General features: G+C 71.9%; 29 protein-coding genes. 12 read left to right on the forward strand and 17 right to left on the reverse strand.

Annotated elements, in window-relative coordinates:
- Positions 1-3 precede the first annotated feature (3 nt).
- Positions 4-636, forward strand: coding sequence for an HAD family hydrolase (locus ACYVLJ_RS07150; RefSeq protein WP_460438115.1), 633 nt, complete (start codon positions 4-6; stop codon positions 634-636).
- Here the strand turns inward: ACYVLJ_RS07150 and ACYVLJ_RS07155 are convergent.
- Positions 633-1,643 (reverse strand): NADP-dependent oxidoreductase, encoded by a 1,011-nt coding sequence (locus tag ACYVLJ_RS07155; protein WP_451982859.1) that lies wholly within the window; start codon positions 1,641-1,643, stop codon positions 633-635. The genes ACYVLJ_RS07150 and ACYVLJ_RS07155 overlap by 4 nt on opposite strands.
- Before the next feature lie 95 nt (positions 1,644-1,738).
- A complete protein-coding gene (locus ACYVLJ_RS07160) occupies positions 1,739-2,173 on the reverse strand; it encodes an SRPBCC family protein (protein ID WP_451982862.1) in 435 nt (144 codons plus the stop codon).
- Positions 2,174-2,257: 84 nt separating this feature from the next.
- Here ACYVLJ_RS07160 and ACYVLJ_RS07165 point away from each other — a divergent pair, with 84 nt between their 5' ends.
- On the forward strand, positions 2,258-2,740 hold the full coding sequence (locus tag ACYVLJ_RS07165; protein WP_460438116.1) for a MarR family transcriptional regulator: 483 nt from the start codon (positions 2,258-2,260) through the stop codon (positions 2,738-2,740).
- A 28-nt stretch (positions 2,741-2,768) separates the two neighbouring features.
- Complete coding sequence (locus ACYVLJ_RS07170; protein ID WP_460438117.1) at positions 2,769-3,548, forward strand: class I SAM-dependent methyltransferase; 780 nt, start codon at positions 2,769-2,771, stop codon at positions 3,546-3,548.
- On the opposite strand, the gene ACYVLJ_RS07175 is transcribed toward ACYVLJ_RS07170, so the two are convergent.
- Positions 3,545-4,468, reverse strand: a complete 924-nt coding sequence (locus ACYVLJ_RS07175; RefSeq protein ID WP_451982871.1) for an ABC transporter substrate-binding protein — start codon at positions 4,466-4,468, stop codon at positions 3,545-3,547. The genes ACYVLJ_RS07170 and ACYVLJ_RS07175 overlap by 4 nt on opposite strands.
- Positions 4,469-4,607: 139 nt before the next feature.
- Between ACYVLJ_RS07175 and ACYVLJ_RS07180 the strand changes: the two genes are divergently transcribed.
- Positions 4,608-5,297: an ABC transporter permease gene (locus ACYVLJ_RS07180; protein WP_460438118.1), complete on the forward strand. Its 690-nt coding sequence runs from the start codon at positions 4,608-4,610 to the stop codon at positions 5,295-5,297.
- Positions 5,294-6,004 (forward strand): ABC transporter permease, encoded by a 711-nt coding sequence (locus tag ACYVLJ_RS07185; RefSeq protein ID WP_451982877.1) that lies wholly within the window; start codon positions 5,294-5,296, stop codon positions 6,002-6,004. Before ACYVLJ_RS07180 ends, ACYVLJ_RS07185 begins: the two co-directional genes overlap by 4 nt.
- A gap of 18 nt (positions 6,005-6,022) precedes the next feature.
- Here the strand turns inward: ACYVLJ_RS07185 and ACYVLJ_RS07190 are convergent, their stop codons facing one another.
- The gene (locus ACYVLJ_RS07190; RefSeq protein WP_451982880.1) at positions 6,023-6,586 is read right to left on the reverse strand and encodes a cadmium resistance transporter; all 564 of its coding nucleotides are present in this window, start codon (positions 6,584-6,586) and stop codon (positions 6,023-6,025) included.
- A 57-nt stretch (positions 6,587-6,643) separates the two neighbouring features.
- Here ACYVLJ_RS07190 and ACYVLJ_RS07195 point away from each other — a divergent pair, with 57 nt between their 5' ends.
- The gene (locus ACYVLJ_RS07195) at positions 6,644-7,579 is read left to right on the forward strand and encodes a GNAT family N-acetyltransferase (protein ID WP_460438119.1); all 936 of its coding nucleotides are present in this window, start codon (positions 6,644-6,646) and stop codon (positions 7,577-7,579) included.
- A 331-nt stretch (positions 7,580-7,910) separates the two neighbouring features.
- Here the strand turns inward: ACYVLJ_RS07195 and ACYVLJ_RS07200 are convergent, their stop codons facing one another.
- From ACYVLJ_RS07200 to ACYVLJ_RS07225, 6 genes are all read right to left on the reverse strand, one after another.
- The gene (locus ACYVLJ_RS07200; RefSeq protein WP_460438120.1) at positions 7,911-9,350 is read right to left on the reverse strand and encodes a lyase family protein; all 1,440 of its coding nucleotides are present in this window, start codon (positions 9,348-9,350) and stop codon (positions 7,911-7,913) included.
- Positions 9,347-10,354: an ornithine cyclodeaminase family protein gene (locus ACYVLJ_RS07205; RefSeq protein ID WP_451982889.1), complete on the reverse strand. Its 1,008-nt coding sequence runs from the start codon at positions 10,352-10,354 to the stop codon at positions 9,347-9,349. The genes ACYVLJ_RS07200 and ACYVLJ_RS07205 overlap by 4 nt, the downstream gene beginning before the upstream one ends.
- Positions 10,351-10,893: a YbaK/EbsC family protein gene (locus ACYVLJ_RS07210; RefSeq protein WP_451982892.1), complete on the reverse strand. Its 543-nt coding sequence runs from the start codon at positions 10,891-10,893 to the stop codon at positions 10,351-10,353. The genes ACYVLJ_RS07205 and ACYVLJ_RS07210 overlap by 4 nt, the downstream gene beginning before the upstream one ends.
- Positions 10,894-10,987: 94 nt before the next feature.
- Positions 10,988-11,281, reverse strand: coding sequence for a DUF2516 family protein (locus ACYVLJ_RS07215; RefSeq protein ID WP_451982895.1), 294 nt, complete (start codon positions 11,279-11,281; stop codon positions 10,988-10,990).
- A gap of 82 nt (positions 11,282-11,363) precedes the next feature.
- The gene (locus ACYVLJ_RS07220) at positions 11,364-12,047 is read right to left on the reverse strand and encodes a hypothetical protein (RefSeq protein ID WP_451982898.1); all 684 of its coding nucleotides are present in this window, start codon (positions 12,045-12,047) and stop codon (positions 11,364-11,366) included.
- A complete protein-coding gene (locus ACYVLJ_RS07225) occupies positions 12,044-12,469 on the reverse strand; it encodes a helix-turn-helix domain-containing protein (protein ID WP_451982951.1) in 426 nt (141 codons plus the stop codon). Before ACYVLJ_RS07225 ends, ACYVLJ_RS07220 begins: the two co-directional genes overlap by 4 nt.
- A 148-nt stretch (positions 12,470-12,617) precedes the next feature.
- Between ACYVLJ_RS07225 and ACYVLJ_RS07230 the strand changes: the two genes are divergently transcribed.
- Positions 12,618-13,766 (forward strand): methyltransferase domain-containing protein, encoded by a 1,149-nt coding sequence (locus tag ACYVLJ_RS07230; RefSeq protein ID WP_460438121.1) that lies wholly within the window; start codon positions 12,618-12,620, stop codon positions 13,764-13,766.
- On the opposite strand, the gene ACYVLJ_RS07235 is transcribed toward ACYVLJ_RS07230, so the two are convergent.
- The 3 genes from ACYVLJ_RS07235 to ACYVLJ_RS07245 are packed head-to-tail and all read right to left on the reverse strand — an operon-like array spanning position 13,763 to position 15,105.
- A complete protein-coding gene (locus ACYVLJ_RS07235; protein ID WP_460438122.1) occupies positions 13,763-14,374 on the reverse strand; it encodes an AAA family ATPase in 612 nt (203 codons plus the stop codon). The genes ACYVLJ_RS07230 and ACYVLJ_RS07235 overlap by 4 nt on opposite strands.
- Before the next feature lies 1 nt (position 14,375).
- Positions 14,376-14,729, reverse strand: coding sequence for a TFIIB-type zinc ribbon-containing protein (locus ACYVLJ_RS07240; protein WP_460438123.1), 354 nt, complete (start codon positions 14,727-14,729; stop codon positions 14,376-14,378).
- A gap of 7 nt (positions 14,730-14,736) precedes the next feature.
- Positions 14,737-15,105, reverse strand: a complete 369-nt coding sequence (locus ACYVLJ_RS07245) for a VOC family protein (RefSeq protein WP_451982910.1) — start codon at positions 15,103-15,105, stop codon at positions 14,737-14,739.
- A 90-nt stretch (positions 15,106-15,195) separates the two neighbouring features.
- Between ACYVLJ_RS07245 and ACYVLJ_RS07250 the strand changes: the two genes are divergently transcribed.
- Positions 15,196-15,657 (forward strand): CGNR zinc finger domain-containing protein, encoded by a 462-nt coding sequence (locus ACYVLJ_RS07250; RefSeq protein ID WP_451982913.1) that lies wholly within the window; start codon positions 15,196-15,198, stop codon positions 15,655-15,657.
- 211 nt (positions 15,658-15,868) lie between these two features.
- Here the strand turns inward: ACYVLJ_RS07250 and ACYVLJ_RS07255 are convergent, their stop codons facing one another.
- On the reverse strand, positions 15,869-17,167 hold the full coding sequence (locus tag ACYVLJ_RS07255) for a DUF445 domain-containing protein (protein WP_460438124.1): 1,299 nt from the start codon (positions 17,165-17,167) through the stop codon (positions 15,869-15,871).
- A 29-nt stretch (positions 17,168-17,196) separates the two neighbouring features.
- On the opposite strand from ACYVLJ_RS07255, the gene ACYVLJ_RS07260 reads away from it, so the two are divergent.
- Both ACYVLJ_RS07260 and ACYVLJ_RS07265 read left to right on the forward strand, forming a co-directional pair.
- Positions 17,197-18,363, forward strand: coding sequence for a pyridoxal phosphate-dependent aminotransferase (locus ACYVLJ_RS07260; protein ID WP_460438125.1), 1,167 nt, complete (start codon positions 17,197-17,199; stop codon positions 18,361-18,363).
- 505 nt (positions 18,364-18,868) lie between these two features.
- Entirely contained in the window at positions 18,869-20,086 is a 1,218-nt protein-coding gene (locus ACYVLJ_RS07265; RefSeq protein WP_460438126.1) for a hypothetical protein, read from the forward strand.
- Positions 20,087-20,580: 494 nt separating this feature from the next.
- Here ACYVLJ_RS07265 and yczR read toward each other — a convergent pair whose 3' ends face one another.
- Entirely contained in the window at positions 20,581-22,029 is a 1,449-nt protein-coding gene (yczR, locus tag ACYVLJ_RS07270; RefSeq protein WP_460438127.1) for an aminotransferase-like domain-containing protein, read from the reverse strand.
- Between the two features lie 61 nt (positions 22,030-22,090).
- Between yczR and yczE the strand changes: the two genes are divergently transcribed.
- Positions 22,091-22,732, forward strand: coding sequence for a YczE/YyaS/YitT family protein (gene yczE, locus ACYVLJ_RS07275; protein WP_460438128.1), 642 nt, complete (start codon positions 22,091-22,093; stop codon positions 22,730-22,732).
- Here the strand turns inward: yczE and ACYVLJ_RS07280 are convergent.
- On the reverse strand, positions 22,729-23,256 hold the full coding sequence (locus ACYVLJ_RS07280) for a Clp protease N-terminal domain-containing protein (RefSeq protein ID WP_451971923.1): 528 nt from the start codon (positions 23,254-23,256) through the stop codon (positions 22,729-22,731). The genes yczE and ACYVLJ_RS07280 overlap by 4 nt on opposite strands.
- Positions 23,256-23,465 (reverse strand): sigma factor-like helix-turn-helix DNA-binding protein, encoded by a 210-nt coding sequence (locus ACYVLJ_RS07285; RefSeq protein WP_086675674.1) that lies wholly within the window; start codon positions 23,463-23,465, stop codon positions 23,256-23,258. The genes ACYVLJ_RS07280 and ACYVLJ_RS07285 overlap by 1 nt, the downstream gene beginning before the upstream one ends.
- A 91-nt stretch (positions 23,466-23,556) precedes the next feature.
- Between ACYVLJ_RS07285 and ACYVLJ_RS07290 the strand changes: the two genes are divergently transcribed.
- Entirely contained in the window at positions 23,557-24,342 is a 786-nt protein-coding gene (locus ACYVLJ_RS07290; protein ID WP_460438129.1) for a PP2C family serine/threonine-protein phosphatase, read from the forward strand.
- Positions 24,343-24,352 lie beyond the last annotated feature (10 nt).

Genomic DNA, 24,352 nt, shown 5'->3' on the forward strand with positions numbered 1-24,352 from the left:
CCCATGCTGTGCGTCTTCGACGTCAACGAGACCCTGCTCGACCTCGCCTCGATGGACCCGCTGGTCGGCGGGCCCGAGCTGCGGCGCGAATGGTTCGGGCTGGCCATCCACACGGTCCTGACCGTCACCGCGACCGGCGGCTACCGCGACTTCGCGGGCATCGCCGGCGAAGCGGCGCTCGAGATCGCCGCCCGGCACGGACGCGAGGTGGACCTCGCGAAGATCGGCGAGGGCCTGCGCTCGCTCCCGGCCCACCCGGACGCTGTGGAGGGTCTGGCCAAGCTGCGCGAGGCGGGCCACGACGTCGTCGCGCTGACGAACTCGCCGCTCGCCACCGCCGAGACCCAGCTGCAGAACGCGGGCCTGGCGCCCCTGTTCGACCGGATCTTCTCGGCCGAGCAGGCGGGCCGGCTCAAGCCCGCGCCCGAGCCGTACCGGCAGGTGCTGGACGCCTACGCCGCCGAGCCCGGCGCGGCCGTGATGGTCGCCGCCCACGACTGGGACGTCGCGGGCGCGCAGGCGGCCGGGCTGCGGACGGCGTTGCTCGCCCGCCCCGGCGTCCGCCCGCTGCCCGGCTCGCCCGCGCCGACGTACACGATCTCGGCGTTGACCGAACTGGCCCCGCTGCTGGGTTAGTCGGCGATCCGGACCAGCATCTTGCCGGTGTTGGCGCCGGAGAGCAGGCCGAGGAAGGCGTCCGGCGCGTTGCGGATGCCGTCGACGAAGGTCTCCGAGTACTTGATCTGCCCCGACTGCACCAGCGGCGCGACCTCGCTGACGAACTGCTGCTGCAGGCCCCAGTGGTCGAGCACGAGCAGGCCGCGGATGGTGATCCGCTTGGCGATGATCTGCGCGAGGTTGCGCGGCGCCGGCGTCGGCTCGGTGGCGTTGTACTGGGAGATCATGCCGCAGACGGCGATCCGGCCGTGCAGGTTGATGGCGCTGATCGCGGCTTCGAGGTGCTCGCCGCCGACGTTGTCGAAGTAGACGTCGATGCCCTCGGGCGCCGCCTTGTGCAGCTGCTCGGCGACCGGGCCGTCCTTGTAGTTGAAGGCGGCGTCGAAGCCGAGGTCGTCGATCAGGTGCCGCACCTTCTCCGCCGAGCCGGCCGAGCCGATGACGCGCTTGGCGCCCTTGAGCTTCGCGAGCTGGCCGACGAGCGAGCCGACGGCGCCGGCCGCGCCGGAGACGAACACGGTGTCGCCCGGCTTGAACTCGGCGGACTCCAGCAGGCCCGCGTACGCGGTCAGGCCCGGCATGCCGAGCACACCGAGGTAGGTCGAGAGCGGCGCGGCGTCGGCGTCGACCTTGACGAAGCGCTTGTCGTCCAGCACCGCGTGGGTGCGCCAGCCGGCCTGGTGCAGCACGTGGTCGCCCGGTCCGACACCGTCGATTTTCGACTCGACGACCTCGCCGACCGCCCCGCCGGACATGACCTCGCCGACCTCGAACGGCGGCGCGTACGACTTCACGTCACGCATGCGGCCGCGCATGGCCGGGTCGACGCTCATGACCAGGTTGCGCACCAGGATCTGCCCCTCGCCGGGGGTCGGGATCTCGGTGTCGACCACGTCGAAGTTGTCGTGCGTCGGAACACCTTCCGGGCGCGAAGCCAGCCGGATTTCGGTCGCCTGTGCGTTCACCGTCGAACTCCTCAAGTCTCTCGAAGCGGGGCACGCGCCCCGGATTCCACCGGGTAGAACCGGCTAACCGGGGCGCACATTCCGATTGTGAGCCGTCACACGATCTCCGCGAGCTTCCCCAGGACGCCGTCGTAGATCTTCTTGAGGCCGCCGGGCGCGAACGTCTTCTCGAAGAAGCCGCCGATGCCGCCCGCGCCGTCCCACGACGTCTCGATCCGGACCACGCTCTTCTCGCCCGCTTCGGCGACGGTCCAGGTGGTGACCATGCTGGAGTTCGCGTCGGTCTCGACCAGGGTGCCGGGCTTCGGCTCGGAGACGGTGGCCTTGACGTCGCGCACGCGCTTGGACGTCGCCTGCAGCTTCCAGCCGGCCTGGGTCCCGGCGCCGACGCCGCCCGCGGTCACCTCGTAGTCGCGGTAGTGCTCGGTGAGCAGCTTCGGGCGCGTTTCGGCGTAGTCCGCGACGAGCGCGCGCACCTTGTCGGCCGGGGCGTCGATGGTGCGCTCCGCGGTGGCCGTGACCTTTCCCATTTCACTCCTTTGCCCGAGGTACCGATCGTGGACCACGATTCCACCACCGGCTCGGACGCCGCGCACCGCGTTAGGCTGACCCCCATGAGTGTCACCCCGGACGCCGCCCGCCGTCGGCGCGCGACTGTGGCGCTCAAGGAGTCGCTGCGCGACCTGCGCAACCAGCTTTCCCTGCTGAACCACCAGGTCAGCGCGCACCTGGCGCTCAAGGACGTCGACCTGGACTGCCTGGAGCTGATCGCCCGGCACGGTCCGCTGAGCCCCAGCGCGCTGGCCCGCCGCGCCGGCCTGCACCCGGCGACGATGACGGGCATCCTCGACCGGCTGCAGAAGGGCGGCTGGATCGTCCGCGAGCGCGACCCGGAGGGGGCAGACCGCCGCGCGGTGGCGGTGCGCGCGGTCCGCGGCCGCAACGCGGAGCTGTTCCGGCTCTACGCGGGGATGAACACGGCGATGGACGACCTCTGCGCCGGCTACAGCGAAGAGGAACTGGCCCTGATCGCGGAGTTCCTGCGGCGCGCGACGTCAGCGGGTCACACGGCGACGGGTGATCTGGCTAACGGCTGACCAGCGCTTTCTGTGCTGTACTCCACGCATGTGGCAGTCGGGCGACGCTTACGAGGCCTACATCGGACGGTGGAGCCGCCGGATCGCGGAGACCTTCGTGCGGCAGCTCGGCGCGCCGCCGAGCCGTCGCTGGCTCGACGTCGGCTGCGGCACCGGCGCGCTGACGTCGGCGGTCCTGACGGCGGGCGACCCGGCCGAGGTGACCGGCGTCGACCCGTCGGACGGCTTCCTGAAGACGGCCCGCGCGAGCGTGACGGACCCGCGGGTGACGTTCTCCGTCGCCGACGCCCAGTCCCTCCCGTTCCCCGAGGACCGCTTCGACGTCACGGTGTCGGGCCTGGTGCTGAACTTCGTCCCGGACCCGGCCGCCGCGGCGGCCGAGATCGCCCGGGTGACCGTCCCGGGTGGACTCGCGGCGGCGTACCTGTGGGACCTCGCCGGGGGCATGGAGCTGATCCGGCTCTTCTGGGACACCGCGACGGAGCTCGATCCGGCCGTCGCGGACCTGCACGAGGGCCGCAGGTTCCCGCTGTGCCGCCCCGAGCCGTTCGGCCGCCTGTGGACGGACGCGGGCTTCGCGGCGGTGTCGGTGAGCGAGCTCAAGATCCCGACGGTGTTCGCGGACTTCGACGACTACTGGCGGCCGTTCCTCGGCGCCCAGGGCCCGGCCCCGGCGTACCTCGCGACTCTTCCCGAGGCACGCCGGGACCAGATCCGTGAACTCCTGCGCAGCCGCCTGCCGACCAACCCGGACGGCTCGATCCCGCTTTCGGCGAGCACCTGGGTCGTGCGCGGCACCGCCGGTTAGAGACCGGCCTGCGACAGCCAGTCCTTCGCGACGTCCGCCGCCTTCTCGCCGTCGGAGTCGACCCGCTTGTTCAGGTCGCGCATGACGTCCGTGGTCAGCTTGGCGCTCACCGCGTTGACGGCGTTCGCGAAGTCGGCGCCGCGCTCGTCGAGCACCTTCTTGTTGACCGCCGGCACGACGTTCTCCGTCGGCACGATGTTGAGGTCGTCCTTGAGCACGGTGTAGTTCGAGTCGCCGGTCAGCGGGCTGACCGAGTCGACCGGGATCACCGTGACGGCCCCGGACTTGAGCTGCTCGACCCGCGGCCCGGCCTCCTGGATCGTCTGGAAGGTCGCGTTCGTCAGCTTGTAGACGTCCTTGAAGCCCTGGAAGCACGGCAGGCGCTTCTCGCACTCCGGCGGGCCCGCCATGACGACCTTGTCCAGCTTCTTCAGGTCGCTGATCGACGCGATGCCCTTTTCCTTGGCCAGGTCGGACTTGACGATGTAAGTGTTCTTGTCCTCCGCCGCGGCGAAGTTCAGCAGGCCGACGCCGCTGGGCTCGAACAGCTTGGCCAGCTGGTCGTGCTCCTCCTGCGCGGTCTTGCCGGCCTCCTTGCCGAAGCCGGTGGTGATCGCCGCGCCCTGGTACTCCGGGATGAACTGCAGCTCACCGGACTTCAGCGACGGGTAGATCAGCTCGCGCGAGCCCAGGTTCAGCTTGCGCGTCACCGGGTAGCCCTTGGCTTCCAGGGCCTGCGCGTAGATCTCGGCGAGGATCTGGCTGTCGGTGAAGTTGAAGGACGCGACGACGATCGGCGCCCCACCCTTGCTCTGCGCGGCGGGCTTGTCACCGCTGTCGCTGCCACCACCACAGGCGGCCAAACCGAGCGTCGCCGCGACGGCCACCGCCACCACGGACGCGTTCCGGAACCAGCGCACGAATCCCCACTCCCTCGTCACTCGAACAGACGAAAGGACCCTAGCCCCGCCCACCGACATGCGCCCACATATTGAGAGATAACCGCTCGAATTCCCAGAATCCGGAATAAGCTCGGTCCGATCGGGGTAGGGTCACCAGGTGCACGTGACCCCGCTGGCCGCCGACAGCGGACCGCCGATCTTCCAGTGGAAGTGGGTGGACCGCAACGCGGACGACATCGTCCAGCGCCTCGGCGAACACATCTCGCTGACGGCCGCCGCGCTCGGGGTCGGCCTGGTCGTTTCGGTCGCGCTCGCGGTGCTCTCGCTGCGGTACCGCTGGTCGTACCCCGTCATCCTGGGCACGGCCGGCGCGCTCTACGTGATCCCGAGCCTCGGCGCGTTCGCCGTGCTGGTGCCGTTCTTCGGGCTGACGTTCCTCACCGCGATGATCCCGCTCGCGACGTACACCCTGCTGATCCTGGTCCGCAACATCGTCACAGGCGTCGACCAGGTGCCGAACGAGGTCCGCGAGGCCGCGGTCGGCATGGGCTACACGCGCGGCAGGCTGCTCTGGCAGATCGAGCTGCCGCTCGCGCTGCCGGTGGTGATCGCCGGGCTCCGCGTCGCCGCGGTCACGACGATCGGGCTCGTGACGGTGACGTCGATGCTCGGCCTGGGCGGCCTGGGCTACTTCATCCGCGCGGGTATCCAGACCGCAACGCCGAACCCGACGGAGATCATCGTCGGCGTGGTGCTGTCGGTGGTCCTGGCGGTGGTCGTCGACCTGGTTCTCTGGCTCAGCGAGCGCCTGCTGGCGCCCTGGTCGCGGAAGGTGCGGGCGCGATGAGCTTCCTCGACCAGCTGAACGCATGGCTCGCGGACCCCCACCGCTGGAGCTGGACCGACAAGGCCGGCATCCCGTACCGGACGCTGGAGCACCTCCGGTTTTCCCTGCTGGCGCTGGTGATCGCGGCCGTCCTGACGATCCCCGCCGCGCTGTGGCTCGCCCACTACCGGCGCGGCGCGTTCCTGGCGAGCAGCGCCGTGAACATCGGCCGCGCGATCCCCAGCTTCGGCCTGATCATCCTGTTCTGGTTCCTGGCCAGCCGCTGGGAACTGGACACGACGTTCTGGCCGTTGCTGCTGGCCCTCGTCGCGCTGGCGATGCCGCCGCTGTTCACCAACACCTACGCCGGCGTGGTCTCCCTGGAACAGGACACAGTGGACGCCGCCCGCGGCACGGGCTACCGCGAATGGCAGATCATGCTCCGGCTCGAGCTCCCGCTGGCGTCCCCGGTCATCCTGGCGGGCGCCCGGGTCTCGTTCCTCCAGCTCATCGCCACGGTCGCGATCGGCGCGATCGTCAACGACGGCGGCGGCCTGGGCCGCTACATCGTCGACGGCTTCGCCCTCGGCGCCCAGGGCTACGGCGAGATCTTCGCCGGCGGCCTGGCCGCGGTCGTCCTGGCCCTGCTCTGCGACGGCGCGTTCGCGTTGCTCACCCGCGCCGCGACCCCGCGCGGCCTCGCCCTGCAGTCCGCCCGCCGCGAGTAGCCGGAACGCGCCAGGCAGTCAGAACACGCCGAGCAGGATCAGCACGCCGAGCGCGACCAACACCACCGGCAGCACGACGTGACCCCACCGCGCGAGCACCCGCGCCACAGCCGGACGCGTCGCGAGGAACCGCCCGGCGACGCACCACACGGCGACGCCCACGAGGAACACCACGACGTAGCCGGCCAGGCCGGCCGGCCCGCTCGCCGCGAACGCGGGCACGTACACGCCGACGTTGTCCCCGCCGTTCGCGAAGCACACCGCCGCGATGCCGAGCACCCCGGCCGCCGGCGCGGGCTCGTCGTCTTCCCTGCGCCACGCCTGCCAGGCCGCCCGGATCCCGAGCAGGACCGGCAGCACACCCAGCCACCGGACGGCGCCGTCCGGCAGCAACCCGGCCCCGAGCGCCCCGGCGACCGAAGCGGCCAAGATGCCGGCGAAACCGAGGAACTGCCCGGCGACGACCTTCAGCTCACCCCGCCGTCCGGCGGCCTGCCCGAAGAACACGGCAAGCAGCACGAGGTCGTCGACGTTCGTCACCGCGAACATCGCCGCCGCCCGCCCGATCAGTCCGATGTCCAAGCCCGCCCTCCCGTAAACCGCTTGGCGAGAGCCGCCCGGCACAGGACGATTCTGCTCATGCCCGCCGTGACGCGCCGCAGCTACGCCGGTCCCGCCGACCTCCGGGCCATGCAGGGCCTGGCCCAGCGGATCTGGTCGAAGTCGAGTTCTGTGCACGTCGGGGATCTCCCGTGGCAGCGGTTCCAGCAAACCGGCCGCGAAGCGGAATGGCCGACCGTGCTGTGGGAAGCGGGTGGCGAGGTCGTCGCTTGGGGTTGGGTCTCGCTACCCGGTGAACTGGCGCTGCTCGTCGATCCGGCGCGCCCCGAACTCGCGTCCGAGGTGCTCGGCTGGTTCGAAGACACCGCCTCGGCCGCCGAGCTCACGGTCACCGTGCTCGACGGCGAGAAGCATGTCGTCGCCGCGTTGGAGCGAAGCGGGTACGCGCTCCAGGAGAACGCTCCCTACCTGTCGTATCTGTCTCGCCTCCTCGTGGATCTGCCGGCGCCGGTGGTGCCCGGCGGGTTTGCCGTCCGGCCGGTCGGCCCGGACGATCTGGAGCGGCGCGTGGCCGTCCACCGCGAGGTCTGGCAGCCGTCGCGGGTGACCGCGTCGAGCTACCGGGCCGTGATGGCGGCCTGGCCGTACCGCGCCCGGCTCGACTGGGTCGCGGAAGCACCCGACGGCCGGTTCGCCGCCCAGTGCCTGATCTGGCTCGACGACCGCAATGCCGTCGGCGAGCTGGAGCCCGTCGGAACCTTGCCGGAGTTCCGTCGCACGGGCCTGGCCCGGGCGGTATGCCTCGCCGCGCTGCGCGAAGCCCACCACGCCGGCGCTCGCGAAGCCGTGGTGTATCCGGTGATCGGTCATCCGAAATCCGTTGCCGCACTTCCTCTCTACCGCGATCTGGGCTTCCGCCCCTATGCGCGCACCCTCACCTTCACGCGGACCCTTCGTCGTATCCCTCCTTCCGCCGGGTCCGCATCCCCGGAGGGCGCACAACCACGAACGTAGCGCCCCGCCCGACCCGGACCCCCGTTTCGGCGCCCTCCGGCGGCCGGTTGTCCACATCGGGGCAAACCTGTGGACAACTCCGGGGATTTCCCTTGCACGGGCCCGAATCCGTCGGTGCCGCGCGATAGATTCGAGACGGGGGGCGCCCCCGCGGGGCAGGGTGGGCGGCGGCGCAAAACGCGCTGTGTCCGGCGGGTCGATCGCACGCGAAGGCCCCTCCGGGCAACGAAAGCGGCGCGCAAGACAGAGAAGTCGATCGCACGCGAAGGCCCGTTCAGGCAAAGAGGTCGAGCGGGGACGGACGAACCACGCTCGTCGAGGTGGCGAAAACTCAGGTCAACGCCGACAGGTCGAAAGCCCCACGGCAAGCCGCGATCAGCCGCTCGACCTCGGGCCCCAGCGGACGGTCCTCGTCCACCGGCGGCACGACCTCCCGCACCCAGTCGTAAGCCGCGCCCAACCCAGGAACCCCGGCCGGCGCCAGGTACCGCGCCTGCGACTCGGCGATCAGCTCGCAAGCCGTGATCGCGAACAGGTGCGACGCGGCCGCCCGCAGCTGCTCCCCCGCCGCCCACGCGAACGCCTGCACGTCCTCCTGGCCCGCCGACGTGTCGATCGAACCGAGCGTCGCCGGGCTCGCGAGCCGGCGCAGCGCGTGCAGCTCGCCCACCGCGCGCTTGTGCAGGGGCACCAGCCCCGCCCGCGGGCCCGGATCGGCCGTGAGCTGGGCCGGGAGCCCGCTGAACCGTTCGTCCAGCAACCGGTGCGTCCGCTGCACCGAGACCTCGCCGAGGTGCACCAGCGAGGCCGTCAGCGCGTCCATCCGCAACCCGAGGTCCACCGCGTGGTACGCCGTCCCCGGCACGAATTCGCCGTCGACGAACGAAGGCGAGTCGCCGGGCATCGTCCGCCAGCGCAGCGAAGTCTCGTGCAGTTCGGCAGCGACACGGCCCGCGTGTGCCAGTGCCCGCGGCGCGACCCGCACCGAAAGCGGCGCCTGCACCACGCCCGGCCGGAGCGGGCCGGAACCCACCCAAGCGGTCAGCGAAACCAGCACTGAGCGCAAGTGGTCGTCGCCGCCCGCCATCACCGGCGAGAACACCTCGCGCGGTGCGCCGAGCACGTCGATCGCCATCGCCTCGGTCAGGGTCTGCAGGTCGATCAGCCGCTTCGCCTCGGTCCAGCCGCGCTCCGCGTGCATGACCGCGAGCGGCGACCCCTGAAGCAGCGACGCGCCTTCCTTGGGCCCCAGCGCGTACGGCTCGGCACCCCGCCGCGCGAGTGCCTCGGCGGCCGGGACTTCGACGCCGTCCTCGAGGACCGTGCCGATGCCGAGGAACGTCTGGAACGCGTGCGACAGCGGGATGATCTCGCCCGAACTGCCGAGGCCGGACCGCGGGACCGCGGGCGTGAACCCGTCGTTGAGGCGGTCCACCAGGAACCGCACCAGCTCCGGGCTCACCCCCGACCACGGCTGCAGGAAGTCGCGCAGCCGCACCAGAAGCAGCGCGCGGACGTCCTCCGGGGGAAGCCAGGGCGGTCCCCCGACCGCCCGGCCGATCAGCAGGTTGTGCTGGTGCTCGGCCTGCTGGTGCGCGTCGAGCGGGACGCCGGCGAGGCGGCCCATCCCCGTGTTGACGCCGTAGACGGGCTTTTCGCGGCTTTCGAGCGCTGTCAACAGCGCTTTGCGGCGCCGCGAAAGCGTCTCCACCAGCGGTTCGGCCAATTCCAGCCGTTCACCGTCGGCGAACTCGGTTCCGGTGACGATCATCGGTACGGCAGCATGGTGCCGACGCCGGAAGCCTCGGCACGGGCGAGGATCATGTTCGCCACCGCGACGTCCGTTGTGGACAGTCCGCGGTGCCAGAACAGGATCCGTTCGGCGTCGTGCTCGCGGCCCGGCTTCTTCCCGGCCACGACGTCGCCGATCTCGGCGTGGACCCCGTCCGCGGTGAGGAGGCCGGCGTTGAGCTGCGGGCGCAGGGCGCCGAACCGCGGGTTGCCGGACCGCGATTCGCGCCAGTCGTCGACGACGACCTTGTCGATGTCGTCGAGCAGCGTGAGCTCGAGCGCGCTGATCGTGCCGTAGGGCACCAGGAAGGTGCCCGGCCGGAGGAACTCGCGGCGCACCAGGGCTTCGGGTTCGACCAGCCGGGAGGCCTCGACCTGGATGTCCGCGCCGTCCAGGGTCTCCTCGGCCGTGGCGCAGACGCGGACGTCCTTGCCGAGCCGCTCGGAGAGCCGGCGGCCGAAGTCCTCGCGGGACTCCGGGCGCTTGCTGGTCACGCGGATTTCGGCGAAGTCGAACAGCGAGTCGAGGAGGACGACGTTCCACCAGGCGGTGCCGCGGGCACCGATGTGCCCGAGCACCCGGGCGTCCGGGCGTGCCAGGTACTTCGCGCCGACGGCGGTCATCGCGCCGGTGCGGGCCTCGGTGATCATCGTGCCGTCGACGATCGCCCGCGGCATGCCGGTTTCCGGGTCCAGCAGCAGGATCAACGCCATTTCCGAAGGGAGGCCCCGTTCGAAGTTCCCCACGAAGTCGCCGACGACCTTCACGCCACTGACCTGCTTCGCGGACAGGTGGCCGCGAAGGATGTTGAAGTGGCCCTTGCCGCCGTTGTCCGGCACGAGGTGCGTGCGCGGCTCGAAGACGACCTGACCACGCCCGTGGTCGGCGAGGACGTCCTCCACCGCGCCGACGATGTCCGCGTCCGTGACGCCGAGCGAATCGATGTCGGCACCGGTCAGGTACCGGAGCCAGACGGACGTCACCGGGCGAGGTCCTCGATGACCTCGGCCCCGGGCAACGCGGCCAGCGCGGCACCGGAGATCAGCAGCTTGCTGCCGCGGATCCCGCTGCCGATGACGAGCTCGGGTGCGTCCGCGACGCGCTTGTCGATCAGCACGGGCCACTCCGCGGGCAGGCCGACGGGCGTGATGCCGCCGTACTCCATGCCGGTCAGGGAGACGGCTTCGTCCATCGGCGCGAACGACGCCTTGCGGACGTCGAGGCGGCGCTTGATCACGCCGTTGACGTCGGCGCGGGTCGTCGCGAGCACGAGCGCGGCCGCGAAGCGGACTTCGCCGGCGCGCTTGCCGGCGACGACGACGCAGTTCGCGGACGCCTCGAGCGGCGAGCCGTACGCCTCGCAGAAAGCGGCGGTGTCGGCGAGCGACGGGTCGATCTCCGCGACGCCGACGGCATCCGGTTCGCCGAGCGCGGCCAGCGCCTTGGCGACGGGCTCGGCGACGAGGTCGGTACGGGTGGGGGCGGGAACGACGGTGAGGCTCCCGGCAATGGTCCAGGTCACGACCCCACCCTAACCGTGCCGGTTGTCGCCGATCCGGCCACAGCCACGGCCGATGGCTTCGGCGGACCAGGCGCGCACCGCGCGAGGCCGGCTGCTACCAGCTGGATCCGCCGCGCTGGACCTCGATCAGCTTCGGGCGGACGTCCACGATGTAGACCAGGACCGCGGCCATGGCCGGGACCCAGAAGATCATTCCGGGGCCCATGACGTCGAACAGCGCCATCGCGAGCGTCGCGCCACCGGTGATGAGCATCCAGATGGGCTTGGTCTTGCGGTCGGCGGCTGAATAAGCGTCGGCACGCTGAAGCAGCGCGTGCACGAAGGCGAAGAGCCCGACCAGCGCGCTGCCCCAGTGGATGACGTTGACGATCCAGATGGCAACCAGCACAGCGACAGCTTACGGCAAACCGCCCGAACGACCCCGGCCCCGCCACCGGGTGCGGTGGCGGGGCCGGGCGTTCACGGCGTTTTTACTTGTCGGTCTTCGGCGCGGCCGGCTTCTTCGCGGCGGTCGCGGTGGTGGTCGTCCGGCGGGCCGCCGGGCTGGTCGTCTTCGGGGCCGTCTTGTTGGCGACCTTGCGGCTCGCCGAGCGGGCCTCGTGGGCGACGTCGTCGCCCAGCTCCTCGATGGCCTCGGCGGCGTCGCCGGCGACCTCGGTCACCTTGCGGGCGGTCTTCTCGCCGACCGAGCGGGTGCGCTTGGTGAAGGTGCCCAGCACGCCGTCGACGCGCTCGCGGACCTCGCTGGTGACGCCCTCGACCTGGCCCTGCGCGGTGGTCAGGGCCTCCTCGAGCTGCTCGATGGCCTTCTTGACCTGCGGCTGCGTGGCGAACTTGTCCCACGCCTGCTCGCCCGACTCGGCCAGCTTGTTGTACAGCTTGAGCGCGGCCTCGGTGTACTCGTCGATGACCTTGCGCAGCTCGGCCGGGTCCAGCTTCTCGCGGAGGCTCTCGACGTCGGTCGGCAGCTCCTGCAGGTTCTTGCGGGCGGTCTCGCTGCCCTTGGTCACGTTCTCGCGGGCCTTGGCCACGGCGTCGGTGACGGCCTGGCCGGCCAGGTTGCCGGCGCCGAGCGCGGCGAGCAGCGGGGTGCGGACCTGGTCGAGGGCGGTGGTGACGGCCTTCTTGACGTCTTCGGTCTTCGGGGCGGTCATGCTGACTCCTTGGTGTCTGCGGCTGGAGCGTTGTCAGGGGTGTCTGTGGTGGGAGAGGACTCGGCGGCCGGCCGTGCCGCGGCGTTCTCCCGGCGGAAGGACTCATAGACGTCGAGCAGGACCTGCTTCTGCCGTTCGGTCAGCTCGGCGTCGGCGCGAATCGCGTCGCCCACCGGACCACCCGTCGGCAGATCGAGGATCCCGGCCTGCACATACAGCGCTTCCGCCGAAATGCGCAGACCCTTGGCGATCTGCTGCAGGATCTCCGCGCTGGGCTTGCGCACCCCGCGCTCGATCTGGCTCAGGTACGGGTTGGACACGCCGGCGAGCTTCGACAGCTGGCGCAACGAAATCTTCGCGGTGTTGCGCTGCTGGCGGATGTACTCGCCGATGTCGGAAGCGATGTCCGCGACCTTCTCCATGGGGCTGCCGGATCCTGGCGTCCCACCGGTCTCCGTCATCCGGTCACCTCCTCGCGACCATTCCGACGGTACGCCGACGTGCTAGCTATTGCAAGCACTCTGCTTGCAACTATCGGGCGTGACGGTCCTCACCCGCTAACGTGGTCCCATGACGCGCTCGGCCCGGCTGCGGCGGCGCCTCGTCGAGCACCTTCTCGACGAGGACGTCCTGCACGCCCCGGAGTGGATCGCCGCGTTCCGCGCGGTTCCCCGCCACGTCTTCCTGCCGCGGTTCTTCGCGCCGGCGGGCGGGCTGTGGGCCGCGGTCGAACGCGGCGACCCGGGCTGGCTGGAGACCGTCTACTCCCGCGACGTCCTGGTCACACAGCTGGACGACGACCCGGACCGCTGGGAGCTCGCCCGGCGCACCGGCCCGGTGCCGGGCACGCCGACGAGCTCGTCGAGCATGCCGTCGATCATGGCGATCATGCTGGAGGAGCTGCGCGTGCGCGATGGGCAGCGCGTGTTCGAGATCGGCACCGGCACCGGCTACAACGCGGCGCTGCTGAGCCACCGCTGCGGCGCCGGCCAGGTGTCCACAGTGGACATCGACCCGCTGCTCGTCGCCGGGGCGCGCGAGCGGCTGGCGCTGGCGGGCTACCGGCCGGCCTGCGCGGTGGGCGACGGCGCGCTCGGCTTCCCGGCCGGCACGGTGTTCGACCGCGTGCTCTGCACGGCTTCGGTGTCGTCGATCCCGCTCGCCTGGCTGGCGCAGACCGTGCCGGGCGGGCTGATCGTGACGACGTTGAACCGGCCGATCGGCGCCGGGCTCGTCCGGATCGTCGCCGGAGAGGACGGCACCGGCCAGGGCCGCGTCCTCGCGCGCGACGGCCGCTTCATGCCGCTTCGCGCACATCGGCTGCCGCAAGCGGATCCGCTCCCGCGGCCGTCCCGCGACGACTGGACGCAGACGCGGCTGCCGATGTCGACGGTGCTCCAGCCGCGCAAGCAGTTCGAGTTCTTCGCCGGGCTGGCGCTGCCGGGCGCCCGGCCGGTCCGCGAAGGCGGCGACGAGGAGGCGCCGAGCGTGGCGCTGGTCCACCCGGACGGCTCGTGGGTCCGCCACCGCAAGCGCGCCGGCGCGGACGAAGTCGCCCAGGGCGGCCCGCGCGCGTTGTGGGAGATCGCGGAGGCGGCCTACGTCGAGTGGTGCGAGCTGGGCAAGCCGGACCGCGACCGCTTCGGGGTGACGGTGACCGAGGAGCGCCAGGAGTTCTGGCTCGACGCACCGGACGGCCGCACCTGGCCCCTGGGTTAGGGCAACCGGGCGCGGATCCACTTCTCGACGTGGTCGGCCGCCGCCTCCGGTGAGGCCTCCGTGGTGTCGAAGAGGTCGACGCCGAGCTCCGAAGCCGACTTCCGGAGCCAGTCGTTGAACTCCAGCATCTCCGCGATCCTCGGCTCGTCCCACTCGCGCCACGCCGGGCGCGCCCGCAGGCGGCGGGCCAGGGACTCGGGGCTGCTCACCAAGGCCAGGTAGTGGATCTCGCTGAAGAACGCGCGCTCCGGCAGCGGCTCGAACTCCGGGGGCACGACCGTGCCGCACAGCACGACCGGGCGGCCGTTCTGGTGCAGCATCGCCGCCATCCGCAGCCAGACCGCGCGGAACGCCGAGACGTCGTCGCGCAGGGCGCCCGTCCACAAGACGTCCTGCTCCAGCACGACGACTTCGCCGGCGAAGCGCGCCGCCAGCAGTGGGCCGAGCGTCGACTTGCCGGCGCCGCTCGGGCCCGTCAGGGCGAACAGCGGTAGCTTCCGGAACGGCCACCGGTGCCCGCACCGGCCGCAGGCGAGCTGCGCCCCGGAAGCGACCGGGCGGTCCGCCCGGTCGCCGCACGCCGGGCAGATCCGCAGGTCGAGACCCACCTCAGTCGAAGAGGTTCTCGAGGAAGCCGCGCTTGCGGTGGCCATGCCCGTACGGCCTCGGCGAATCCGAGTACCCGCGGTGCGGCCGCGGCGAGTCCGGGTAGCCGCCGCGGTACGCCTTGGGCGAGTCCGGGTAGCCGCCGCGGTAGGGGCGCGGCGAGTCGGCGTGGCCCCGGTAGGGCGGCGGCTGGTGGCCGTAGAAGGAGCTCTCCGCACCGGCGATCGCTTCCAGCTCACCGCGGTCCAGGAAGATCCCGCGGCAGCCTTCGCACTGCTCGATGTGGACGCCGTTCTTGTCCACGGTCCGCATCTGATTTTGACACTTCGGACAAATCACACATGCGAGCCTACGCACAAATCGGTCAGCAGGCGCAGAGGCAGAACGGGTGCCCCACCGGATCGGCGTAGACGCGGAACGTCTCCGGGCCGTCGTCCAGCAGTTTCGCGCCCAGGCCGAGCACGCGCTCGTGCGCCGCTTCGAGGTCGGTGACGTTCAGGTCGAGGTGCAGCTGCTGCGGGCGGTCGGCGGACGGCCACGACGGCGGCCGGTAGTCGGGCACCCGCTGGAACGCGATCCCCGCGCCGCCCACGGGGTTGGCCAGGGTCACCCAGTGGCCGTCGTCGGCGACTTCGGGCGCGTCCCACTCCAGCACCGCGCGGTAGAAGCCGGCCAGCGCCACCGGGTCGGGGCAGTCGAGGGCCACCACACCCAGCGTCGGTACCGCACTCATCGTCGCTCCCTTCGATCGCGAGTAACCATCGAAGGGATTATGTGGGTTATCGCACGCTAGGGCAACCACCGGTCGCCGTACACTGGTTCGGTGCACACCGACGCCTCCCTCGTCGTGGAGTTCCTCAACACGGTCAACGTCGAAGAGGGCACTGACCTGCTCGAAGTCCCCGGGCAGTGGCGCGAGTGGGCGGCCGGGCGCGCGTTGAAGGCCAATCCGGCCGCCGAAGCCCGCGCGGCCCGGGACACCCTGCGCGCGGCGATCGGCGACCCGCGGCTGCCCCTCGGCACGATCGACATCGGCACGCGGATCTCCCTCACCGACGACGGTCCGGCGCTCGTCGCGGACGACGTCGTGGGCGCCGTGTTCGCGGCCTGCACCCGGCTCGTCGTCCGCGGCGACTGGATCCGGCTGAAGATCTGCCCCGCCGACACCTGCCTGTGGGCGTTCTACGACGAGTCGCGCAACCGGTCGCGCACGTGGTGCTCGATGCGGGTGTGCGGCAACCGCGAGAAGGCCCGCGGCTGGCGCGCTCGTGCCGCGGCGGGCTGACGGCCCTCATCCGAGCGGCGGACCCTCGAACGGCTGTGGACAACTCGGGGACAAGCCCCACATATCCACGCCCCGGACGGCCCTACCCCCACACCTTGTGGACACCGATTAGGCCATCACGATGAAAACCTGTGGACAACCCCGGGGATAACTCAGCTTCCTGTGGACAACTGGGTTCGGACTCCCCCAGGTGTGGTATGTGCCTCGGTCGTCAGAACAGAAGCTCCGCCACGGCGTAGATGACCAGGCCGGCCAGCGCGCCCACGACCGTGCCGTTGATGCGGATGAACTGCAGGTCGCGGCCCACCTGGAGCTCGATCTTGCGCGACGTCTCCTCGGCGTCCCAGCGCTCGACCGTGTCCGTGATGATCGTGGTGATCTCGCGCGAGTAGTTCTTCACCAGGTACGCCGCAGCGCCCTCGACCCAGCCGTCGGCCTTCGACCGCAGCTGGTCGTCGTCCACCAGGCGCGCCCCCAGCGACGTCAGGCCCAGGCGGACGCGGCGGCGCAGCTCGCTCGACGGGTCCTCCGCCGCCGTCAGCAGCATCTCCTTCGCCGTGCTCCACGCCGAGCCGATCAGGCGCTGGACCTCCTCGTGGTGCACGATCTGGCCCTTCACCTGCTCGGCGCGGGCCATCACGTCGGGGTCGGTCTGCAGCTCCTGGGCGAACTCGCCGAGGAACTTGTCCAGCGCCAGCCGCATCGGGTGGTTGACGTCGGTCTTGACCGCCCAGGCGAACGACAGCACCTCGCCGTAGACCTTGTCCGCGAGCATCTCGTCGACGAACTTCGGCGACCAGCTCGGCGCCCGGTCGGACACCACGCGCAGCATCGTCGTGTGGTTGTCGCGCACCCACTCGTAGGCGCGGTCGCACATCAGGTCCACGAGCTTGTGGTGCGCGCCGTCGGCGAACACGCCCTGCAGGATCTTGCCCAGCGGCGGGCCCCACGGCTTGTCGATGATCCGCCGCGCGACCGCCTGCTCCATGATCGCCTGGACGTCCTCGTCGCGGAGCACGCGGACCGCCGCGCGGACCACCGTGGCCAGCTCCGACGTCACGCGCTCGGCGTTGTCCTCCTGCGCCAGCCACGCACCCAGGCGGCGCGCGATCTCGACGCGCTTGAGCTTGTCGCGCACGACCTCCTCGGAGAGGAAGTTCGACCCGACGAAGTCGCCGAGGCTGTTGCCCAGGGCGTCCTTCTTGTTCGGGATGATCGCCGTGTGCGGGATCTTCAGCCCGAGCGGGTGCCGGAACAGGGCCGTGACGGCGAACCAGTCGGCCAGGGCGCCGACCATGCCGGCCTCGGCCGCGGCGCGCACGTAGCCGACCCAGCCCGGCCAGCCCGCCGCCTGCGCCCAGCTGGTGAGCAGGAACACGAGCGTGGCGCCGAGCAGGAACGAGAGCGCGACGAGCTTCATCTTGCGCAGCGCACGGCGCTTTTCCGCTTCGCCGGCTGCGCCGCCCGGCGGGTCGGCGGGCGTCACCTTGGCGGGGGTCAGTTGCTCCACATCACCATTGTCCGTGAGGATGCTTGATCGTGCGCGAACCTGCTCTCGTCCCCCGCCTCCGGCCCTTCACCTCGACCATCTTCGCCGAGATGACGGCGCTGGCGGTCCGGCACGACGCCGTCAACCTCGGCCAGGGCTTCCCGGACACCGACGGGCCCGCCGGGATGCTCGACGCGGCCAAGAACGCGCTGTTCGGCGGCGCCAACCAGTACCCGCCGGGACCCGGGCGGCCGGAGCTGCGGGCCGCGATCGCGCGGCACCGGCGGCGGTACGGCACCGAGTACGACCCGGACACGGAGATCCTGGTCACCGCGGGCGCGACCGAGGCCATCACGGCAGCGTTGCTGGCGCTGACCGAGGCCGGCGACGAGGTCATCGTCATCGAGCCGTACTACGACTCCTACGCCGCCGCGGTCGCGATGGCGGGCGCCGAACGCCGGGTCGTCGGGCTGGTCGAAGGCCCGGACGGCCGGTTCGGCCTCGACGTCGACGGCCTGCGCGCCGCGGTCACCCCGCGGACCAGGGCGATCCTCGTCAACTCGCCGCACAACCCGACCGGCACGGTGTTCACGCGCGCCGAGCTGGAAGCGCTCGCCGCGCTGTGCGTCGAACACGACCTGATCGCGATCTGCGACGAGGTCTACGAGCACCTGGTGTTCGACGACGCCGAACACATTCCGCTGGTCACGCTGCCCGGCATGCGCGAGCGGACGGTCAGCGTCTCCAGCGCCGGCAAGACGTTCAACTGCACCGGCTGGAAGATCGGCTGGGTCTGTTCGACGCCGGAGCTGGTCGCGGCCGTGAAGGCGGCGAAGCAGTTCATCACGTTCGTCTCCGGCGGGCCGCTGCAGCCGGCCGTCGCGCACGCGCTCGACCACGAACTGCCCTGGGTGGACGGACTGCGCGAGAGCCTGCAGGAGAAGCGCGACCGGCTCTCGGCCGGGCTCGCCGACGCCGGGTTCGCGGTGCGGCCGACGGCGGGCACCTACTTCGTCTGCGTCGACGTCCGGCCGCTGGGCTTCGCCGACGCCGCCGACCTGGCGTGGGAGCTGCCCGGACGGGTCGGTGTCGCGGCCGTGCCCGTCAAGGTGTTCACCGATCACCCGGACGAGTGGAAACACCTCCTGCGTTTCGCGTTCTGCAAACGCAACGACGTCATCGACGAAGCCATCACCCGTTTGCGCAAACTGGTCTGACGACCGCGGTCGGGGAATTTCGGACGCCCCGGGCCACTCCGGCCGGTTCCGGCACGCACCCGGTCCGACGCAGCGCACACAGCGGGTGACAGGTCCGGACGGGATGCGGTCCGCGCGCGTCCCACCCCTCGGACGAGGTTCGGGCGGCCGGCCGAAACGCGGCCACGCGCACGCACCGCCACCGATTCGGCACGCAACGCTATCCGCGCCGGGGAAACATCAGGTCAACGCCCGGAGGCGGGTTTTGCGCGACTCCTCCGAATGGCCGCAGCAAAGCACCCGAACGGCACTGAGAGTGATCAACTCGTCGGCCGCAGATACCTTGCCCGGTAGGGCCGTTCCGCCTTACGGGCTGGATCGAACGCGGGAGAGATGAAAGACTCCCGAGCGGTGCTAGAAAGAGTGCAGCCCCGGGGGAACTGCGACCTGGCCGGAGAAAGACCCCAGCAAGTACGGACTCGAGCGTCGATCGCACGGGTCTCAGGCGCGGACGGTGGTGGTGGCGGTGAGCAGCACGGCGGACACGCGCCGCAGCGCTCCCGCTCGGCCTGCGCTCACCGCGGGTGAGCCCCGTCCCGAAAGCGGCGGCCTCGCGCACGCGCGCGGGCGCACTCCCCGCCCGTGGACGGCCGCGCTGCAGCGGCCCGCCGCCAAGATCCTCGTCGCCGGCGGCCTGACGCTCGCGGGCTGGCTGCTCACCGGCGCGCTGTCCGGCAGCACCGCGGCCGCCGCGGAGCACCGGTCCTGCCCCGAGGCACCCGCCGTTTCCACTGTGGACCAGGCCGCGCCGGACCACGCCGCGAAGGACCAGGTCGCGAAGCTCTTCGCACACGGCAAGCACCGCACCGCGCACCGCGAGGCCGTCGCCTGCGCGCGGCAGCCGGAAGCCGCGGACGAAACCGCGAAGCAGCCGGAAGACACCCAGGCCGCCGAGACCCCGCCGGAAACCGCGCCCGAGACCAAGATCGCCGCCAAGCAGCCGCAGGTCGAGTCCACGAAGGACACTCAGACCAGTGAAGCGCCGTCGGTCAAGACCACCCCGAAGGCGTCCGCGAACCTGCTCGGCGGGCTCGTCGGCGGCGTCGTCGACGTGGTCGGCGGGACGCTGAACACCGTCACGACCACCCTGCAGGGCACGCTGAACACCGTCGGCGCCCTCACGGACACGCTGTCCCACACCGTGCTCGCGCCGCTCACCCAGCCGCCCGCGAACAACCCCGGCGCGGCGCCGCTGCTCCCCATCGACGACATCCTGAACCCGATCTTCACCGGCGCTTCGAACTCGGGCGGCGTCACGGTGACCGTGCCCGGCGCGGTGACCGCGACCGTCACCCAGGTGGCCGCCCCGGTCGTCACCGAGAGCGCCGCCACCGAGGCCGCCGCGGCGACGACCCCGCAGACCACGCACGTCGCGGTGGTGCACCTGGTCGAGCGGCAGGACACGCTGCCGGCGCGGCCGGAGCAGCCGCGCGACTCCGGCGTCCACGCGCGCAACGGCGGCGGCGACAGCACCCCGGGCCTGCCCGGCGGCACCGGCGCCCCGAGCGCGCCGGCCCCCAGCGCCGCGCCCGGCCACGACGGCCCCGGCGGCGCCCGCCACCCGTTCGCCGTCCACACCGACGACGTGACCACCACCCAGCTGAAGCTCATCGGCACCAGCCGCGACCACGAGGTCGACGGCGCGGGCAGGGAAGCCGCCCTGCCGACCACCTCCCCCGACTGACCCCGGACCGGGCAGCCGGGGAGAACTGCGTCCAAAACAAGATCAACTGGACGTCCGCGCACGCCGTCGCGGTGTGACGATTCCCCTGCTCCAGTACGCAATCCGTGACTCTTTCACGTCTGGTGACGCCGCAGCGCGTCCGTCGTACCCCAGGGGCGAAAACCATGCGAAACCACAGTCTTTCCGACCGGCCGACCGCGCCCGGCCGGGTCGGATCCCGGTCCCGGCGCCGCGCTGCCCCCGCGGCGCCGGGACCCACACCGGGCGTGCTCCGGGAGTCTTCGCTCACCGCGCCGAGCGAAGATTCGTCAAGCGGAGAGCACGCCTGAGCCGCCGGCTTCCCGGCACGTCGAGGGGCTGTGCCGGGAAGCCGCGGCACCCGCGAACGGGGTCACGCCCGTGAGCGGGAGTGTGGAACAACGAACCGGTGCGCTGGATGCACACGAACGCCGCCCATCCCTGGGAGCAGGCTCGCATCCAGCGCACCGGTTCGTTCATGCGATCGGGGCGTCCAGCGAAGCCGGGGTGCCGCTGACGGACGCCGCCGCGGCGCTCAGCCGCCGGACGGCCTCGTGGCTGCGGTCCGGGGGCAGCGAAAACGGCAGCCGGATCCAGCGCTCCAGCCCGCCGTGGACGCCGAAGCGCGAGCCCGGCGCCACCTGGACACCGTGGCTCGCCGCCGCCACCGCCAGCCGTGAGCTCACCGGCTCCGGCATGCGGCACCACAGCGACAGGCCGCCCCTCGGCAGGGTGAACGTCCAGTCCGGGAGCAGCCCGCGCACGGCGCCGGCGAGGGCGTCGCGGTAGCCGTGCAGCTCTTCGCGACGGCGGGCGAGCGCCGTTTCGTCGCTCAGCAGCTCGCTGAGCACGAGCTGCTCGAACACGGGTGAGCCCAGGTCGACCGCGTAGCGCGCGGAAACCAGCCGGCCGAGCAGGTCCTCCGAGGCGCGGATCCAGCCGAGCCGCAGCCCGCCCCAGTGCGTCTTCGACGCCGAGCCGACGCAGATCGCCAGGTCACCGGCGAACGCGGCCAGCGGCGGCGGCCCGTCGAGCGGGTCGCCTTCGAGGTCCAGCTCGACGAGCGTCTCGTCGACGACGACGGGGGTCCTGGCCCGCGCGAGCACCGCGCCGAGCCGTTCGCGGCCTTCGGCGTCCAGGCGCAGGCCGGTCGGGTTCTGGAAGTCGACGACGAGGTAGGCGAACCGCGGCGACGCCTGGCGCAGCGCCGCGTCGACGCCCGCGATGTCCCAGCCGCGGCCGCCGGCCGGGTCGAGCGCCACGGGCACCGGGATCGCGTGCGCGGCGCGGATCGCTTCCAGCGCGTTCGGGTACGTCGGCTGCTCGACCAGCACGCGGTCGCCGGGGCCCGCGAGCATCCGCAGGACCAGGACGAACGCGTGGTGCGCGCCGTTGGTGACCATCACCTGCGCGGGGGTCGTCGGCAGCCCGCGTTCGGTGTAGCGCCGGGCGATCTTCTCCCGCAGCCCGAGCAGGCCGCGTTCCTGGTAGCCGTGGTCGCCGAGGTGGTCGGCCAGCAGGACGCGGGCCGTGTCGACCGCGGCGGCCGTGCCCGCGATGGCCGGCGAAGACGCGTGCGTGAAGTCGATCGAGTCGCCGCCCGCCGGGGCGAGCGGGCCGCGGCGACGCCGTCCCGGCGCGGCGATCCACGACCCCGCGCCGCGGCGGCTCGCCACGAACCCGTTCTCCCGCAACCGGTCCAGGGCCGAGCCGATCAGCGTCCGGCTGGCGCCGAGCGCGTCGGCCAGCTCCCGCTCGGCGGGCAGCCGGGTGCCCAGCGGGAGCTGGCCGTCCAGCACCTGCAGCTCGATCGCGGCGGCCAGGTCGGCCGCGCCCTGCCGGGAGCCGCCTTGCCGCCACGAGCCCAACATGACGGCCAGTCGGGGACCAGAGATGCGTCCACCCAGCGGGACGAGCGTTTCCATAAGGCCAATATCCTGGAATTGGCTATGGTTTACAAGGCCACTTCCCGGCGATAGTGAGGTCGTGGCTCAGATCGATCTCCGGCCCGTCCGGATCTCCCGCGACCCCGTCCGGCGCAGCGCCCAGCTGCTGTTCGGCCTCACGCTCTACGGCACCAGCGTCGCCGTCGTCACCCGCGCGCGTCTCGGCCTCGAACCGTGGAGCGTGCTGGCCGAAGGCGTCATGAAGCACACCGGGCTGACGTTCGGCACGGTCACCGGGCTGATCTCGGTGGTCGTGCTGCTGCTGTGGATCCCGCTGCGCCAGCGGCCCGGGATCGGCACCATCGCGAACGTCGTGGTCATCTCGGTGGTCGTCGACCTGGTCCGCGCGGTGCTCCCGGACCAGCACGACCTGGGCTGGCAGATCGCGCTGCTCGTCGGCGGCGTCGCGCTCAACGGCGTCGCGACCGCGACCTACGTCGGCGCCCGGCTCGGCCCCGGCCCGCGTGACGGCCTGATGACCGGCCTCGCCGGGCGCACCGGCTGGTCGGTCCGGCTGGTGCGCACCGGCATCGAGGTCACCGTGGTCGCCATCGGCTTCCTGCTGGGCGGGACGGTCGGCGTCGGCACCGTGCTCTACGCCCTCGCCATCGGCCCGCTCACCCAGGCGCTGCTGCCGCTGACCACGTGGCGCGAACCGCAGCAGCGCGAGCAGGGTCACTAGCCCGCTTTGCGCTGCTGGACGGCCCGGCGCAGCGTCGGGTAGTCGGCGCCGCGGCGGGCGAGCACCTCGTCGGTGTCCCCCTGCTGGGCGAGCGCCAGCAGGATGTGCTCCTGCCCGAGGTGCTTGTCCCCCAGCCGGACGGCTTCCTTGAGGCTCAGCTCCAGGGTCTTCTTCGACTGGGCCGTGAACGGGATGTGCCCGCGCTTGGCCGGGCCGAGGCGGCCGGCCAGCGCGCCCTCGCCGTGGGTCCGCTCGACGCTCTCGACGATCTGCTCGACGTCGATGCCGAACTCCGTCAGCGCTTCGGCGTCGGCGTCGCTGACCCCGCCGCGACGCCGGGTGCGCGCCAGCTCGGCGGCCACCTCCTCGGCGGAGATGCCCAGCTCGGCGAGCACCGGCACGGCCACCTTGACCAGCCCGGCCAGCAGGTGCGCGGGCCGGATCTCCGCCGCCCCGGACTCCCGCGCCACGATCTGCGCTTCGACGACCGCCAGCCGCGCGTCCGCCGTGAACCGCTCGAACATCAGTGCCTCCCGTACTTCTTGTGCACGGCCTGCCGGCTGACCCCCAGCTCGGCGGCGATCTCCTGCCACGACCAGCCGTCGATCCGCGCACTGCGGACCTGCACGGCCTCCAGTTGTTCCACCAGCCGCCGGAGCGCGGCGACCGCACGCAGTCCCACCCGGGGATCGCGGTCGCCGGCCCGGGCGGCCAGGTCCGTCGCTTCCGTCATGTCTGTCAACCTACGTTGACAGGGCGAGCCTGTCAACCTGAGTTGACAACGTCGGCGTGAAGGTCCTCCTCCGCCGACGTAGAGTCGGGCGATGCCCGAGATCGTGATCGCCGAACGGGCCGGGGTGGGCGCCGGTGGCCACCCGCGTCCCACCGAAGACCACGTCGTCGTCCTGGACAACGCGGTGCTCGTCCTCGACGGCGCCACCTCGTCGGACCCGTCGCAGCCCCCGGGCGGCTGGTACGCGGAACGGCTGGCCCGGCGCCTCGCCGAAGACCTCCGCGCGGCCCCCGAAGCCGACCTGACCGACACCCTGACCAGCGCGATCGCCGCCGTGACGCGGGACAACGCCCTGCGGCCGCGGCAGTCGCCGTCGAGCACCGTGGCCGCGGTGCGCTGGCTGGACGACCGGGTCGACGCCCTGGTGCTCGCCGACAGCCCGGTAGTCGGCTTCGGCGAGTTCGGTGTCGACGTCGTCTCCGACGACCGGCTCGCGCGGCTGCGGCGACGCGGGATGCTGCAGACCGGCGCGGACGTCCGGCGCCGGCGCAACGCCCACGACGGCTTCTGGGTCGCCGAAGCCGACCCCGGCGCGGCCGCGCACGCCGTGCGCCGCAGCTGGCCGCGGGGAGCCGTCGAGGCCGTCCTGCTCGCCAGCGACGGCGTTTCCATCGGCGTCGACCAGTACGAGCTCTTCGACTGGCGCGAAGTCCTCGCGATCACGCGCGCCGACGGGCCGGATTCGATCCTGGACGCCGTCCGCACCGCGGAAAAGCAGGACCCGGACGGCGAACGCTGGCCGCGTCCGAAGCGCCACGACGACCAGGCGCTCGTGCTGGTCGACTTCGGTTCCGGGGGAATTCAGGGTCTTCCCTGATCACGGCCGT

It is taken from the genome of Amycolatopsis stemonae, assembly GCF_054781455.1.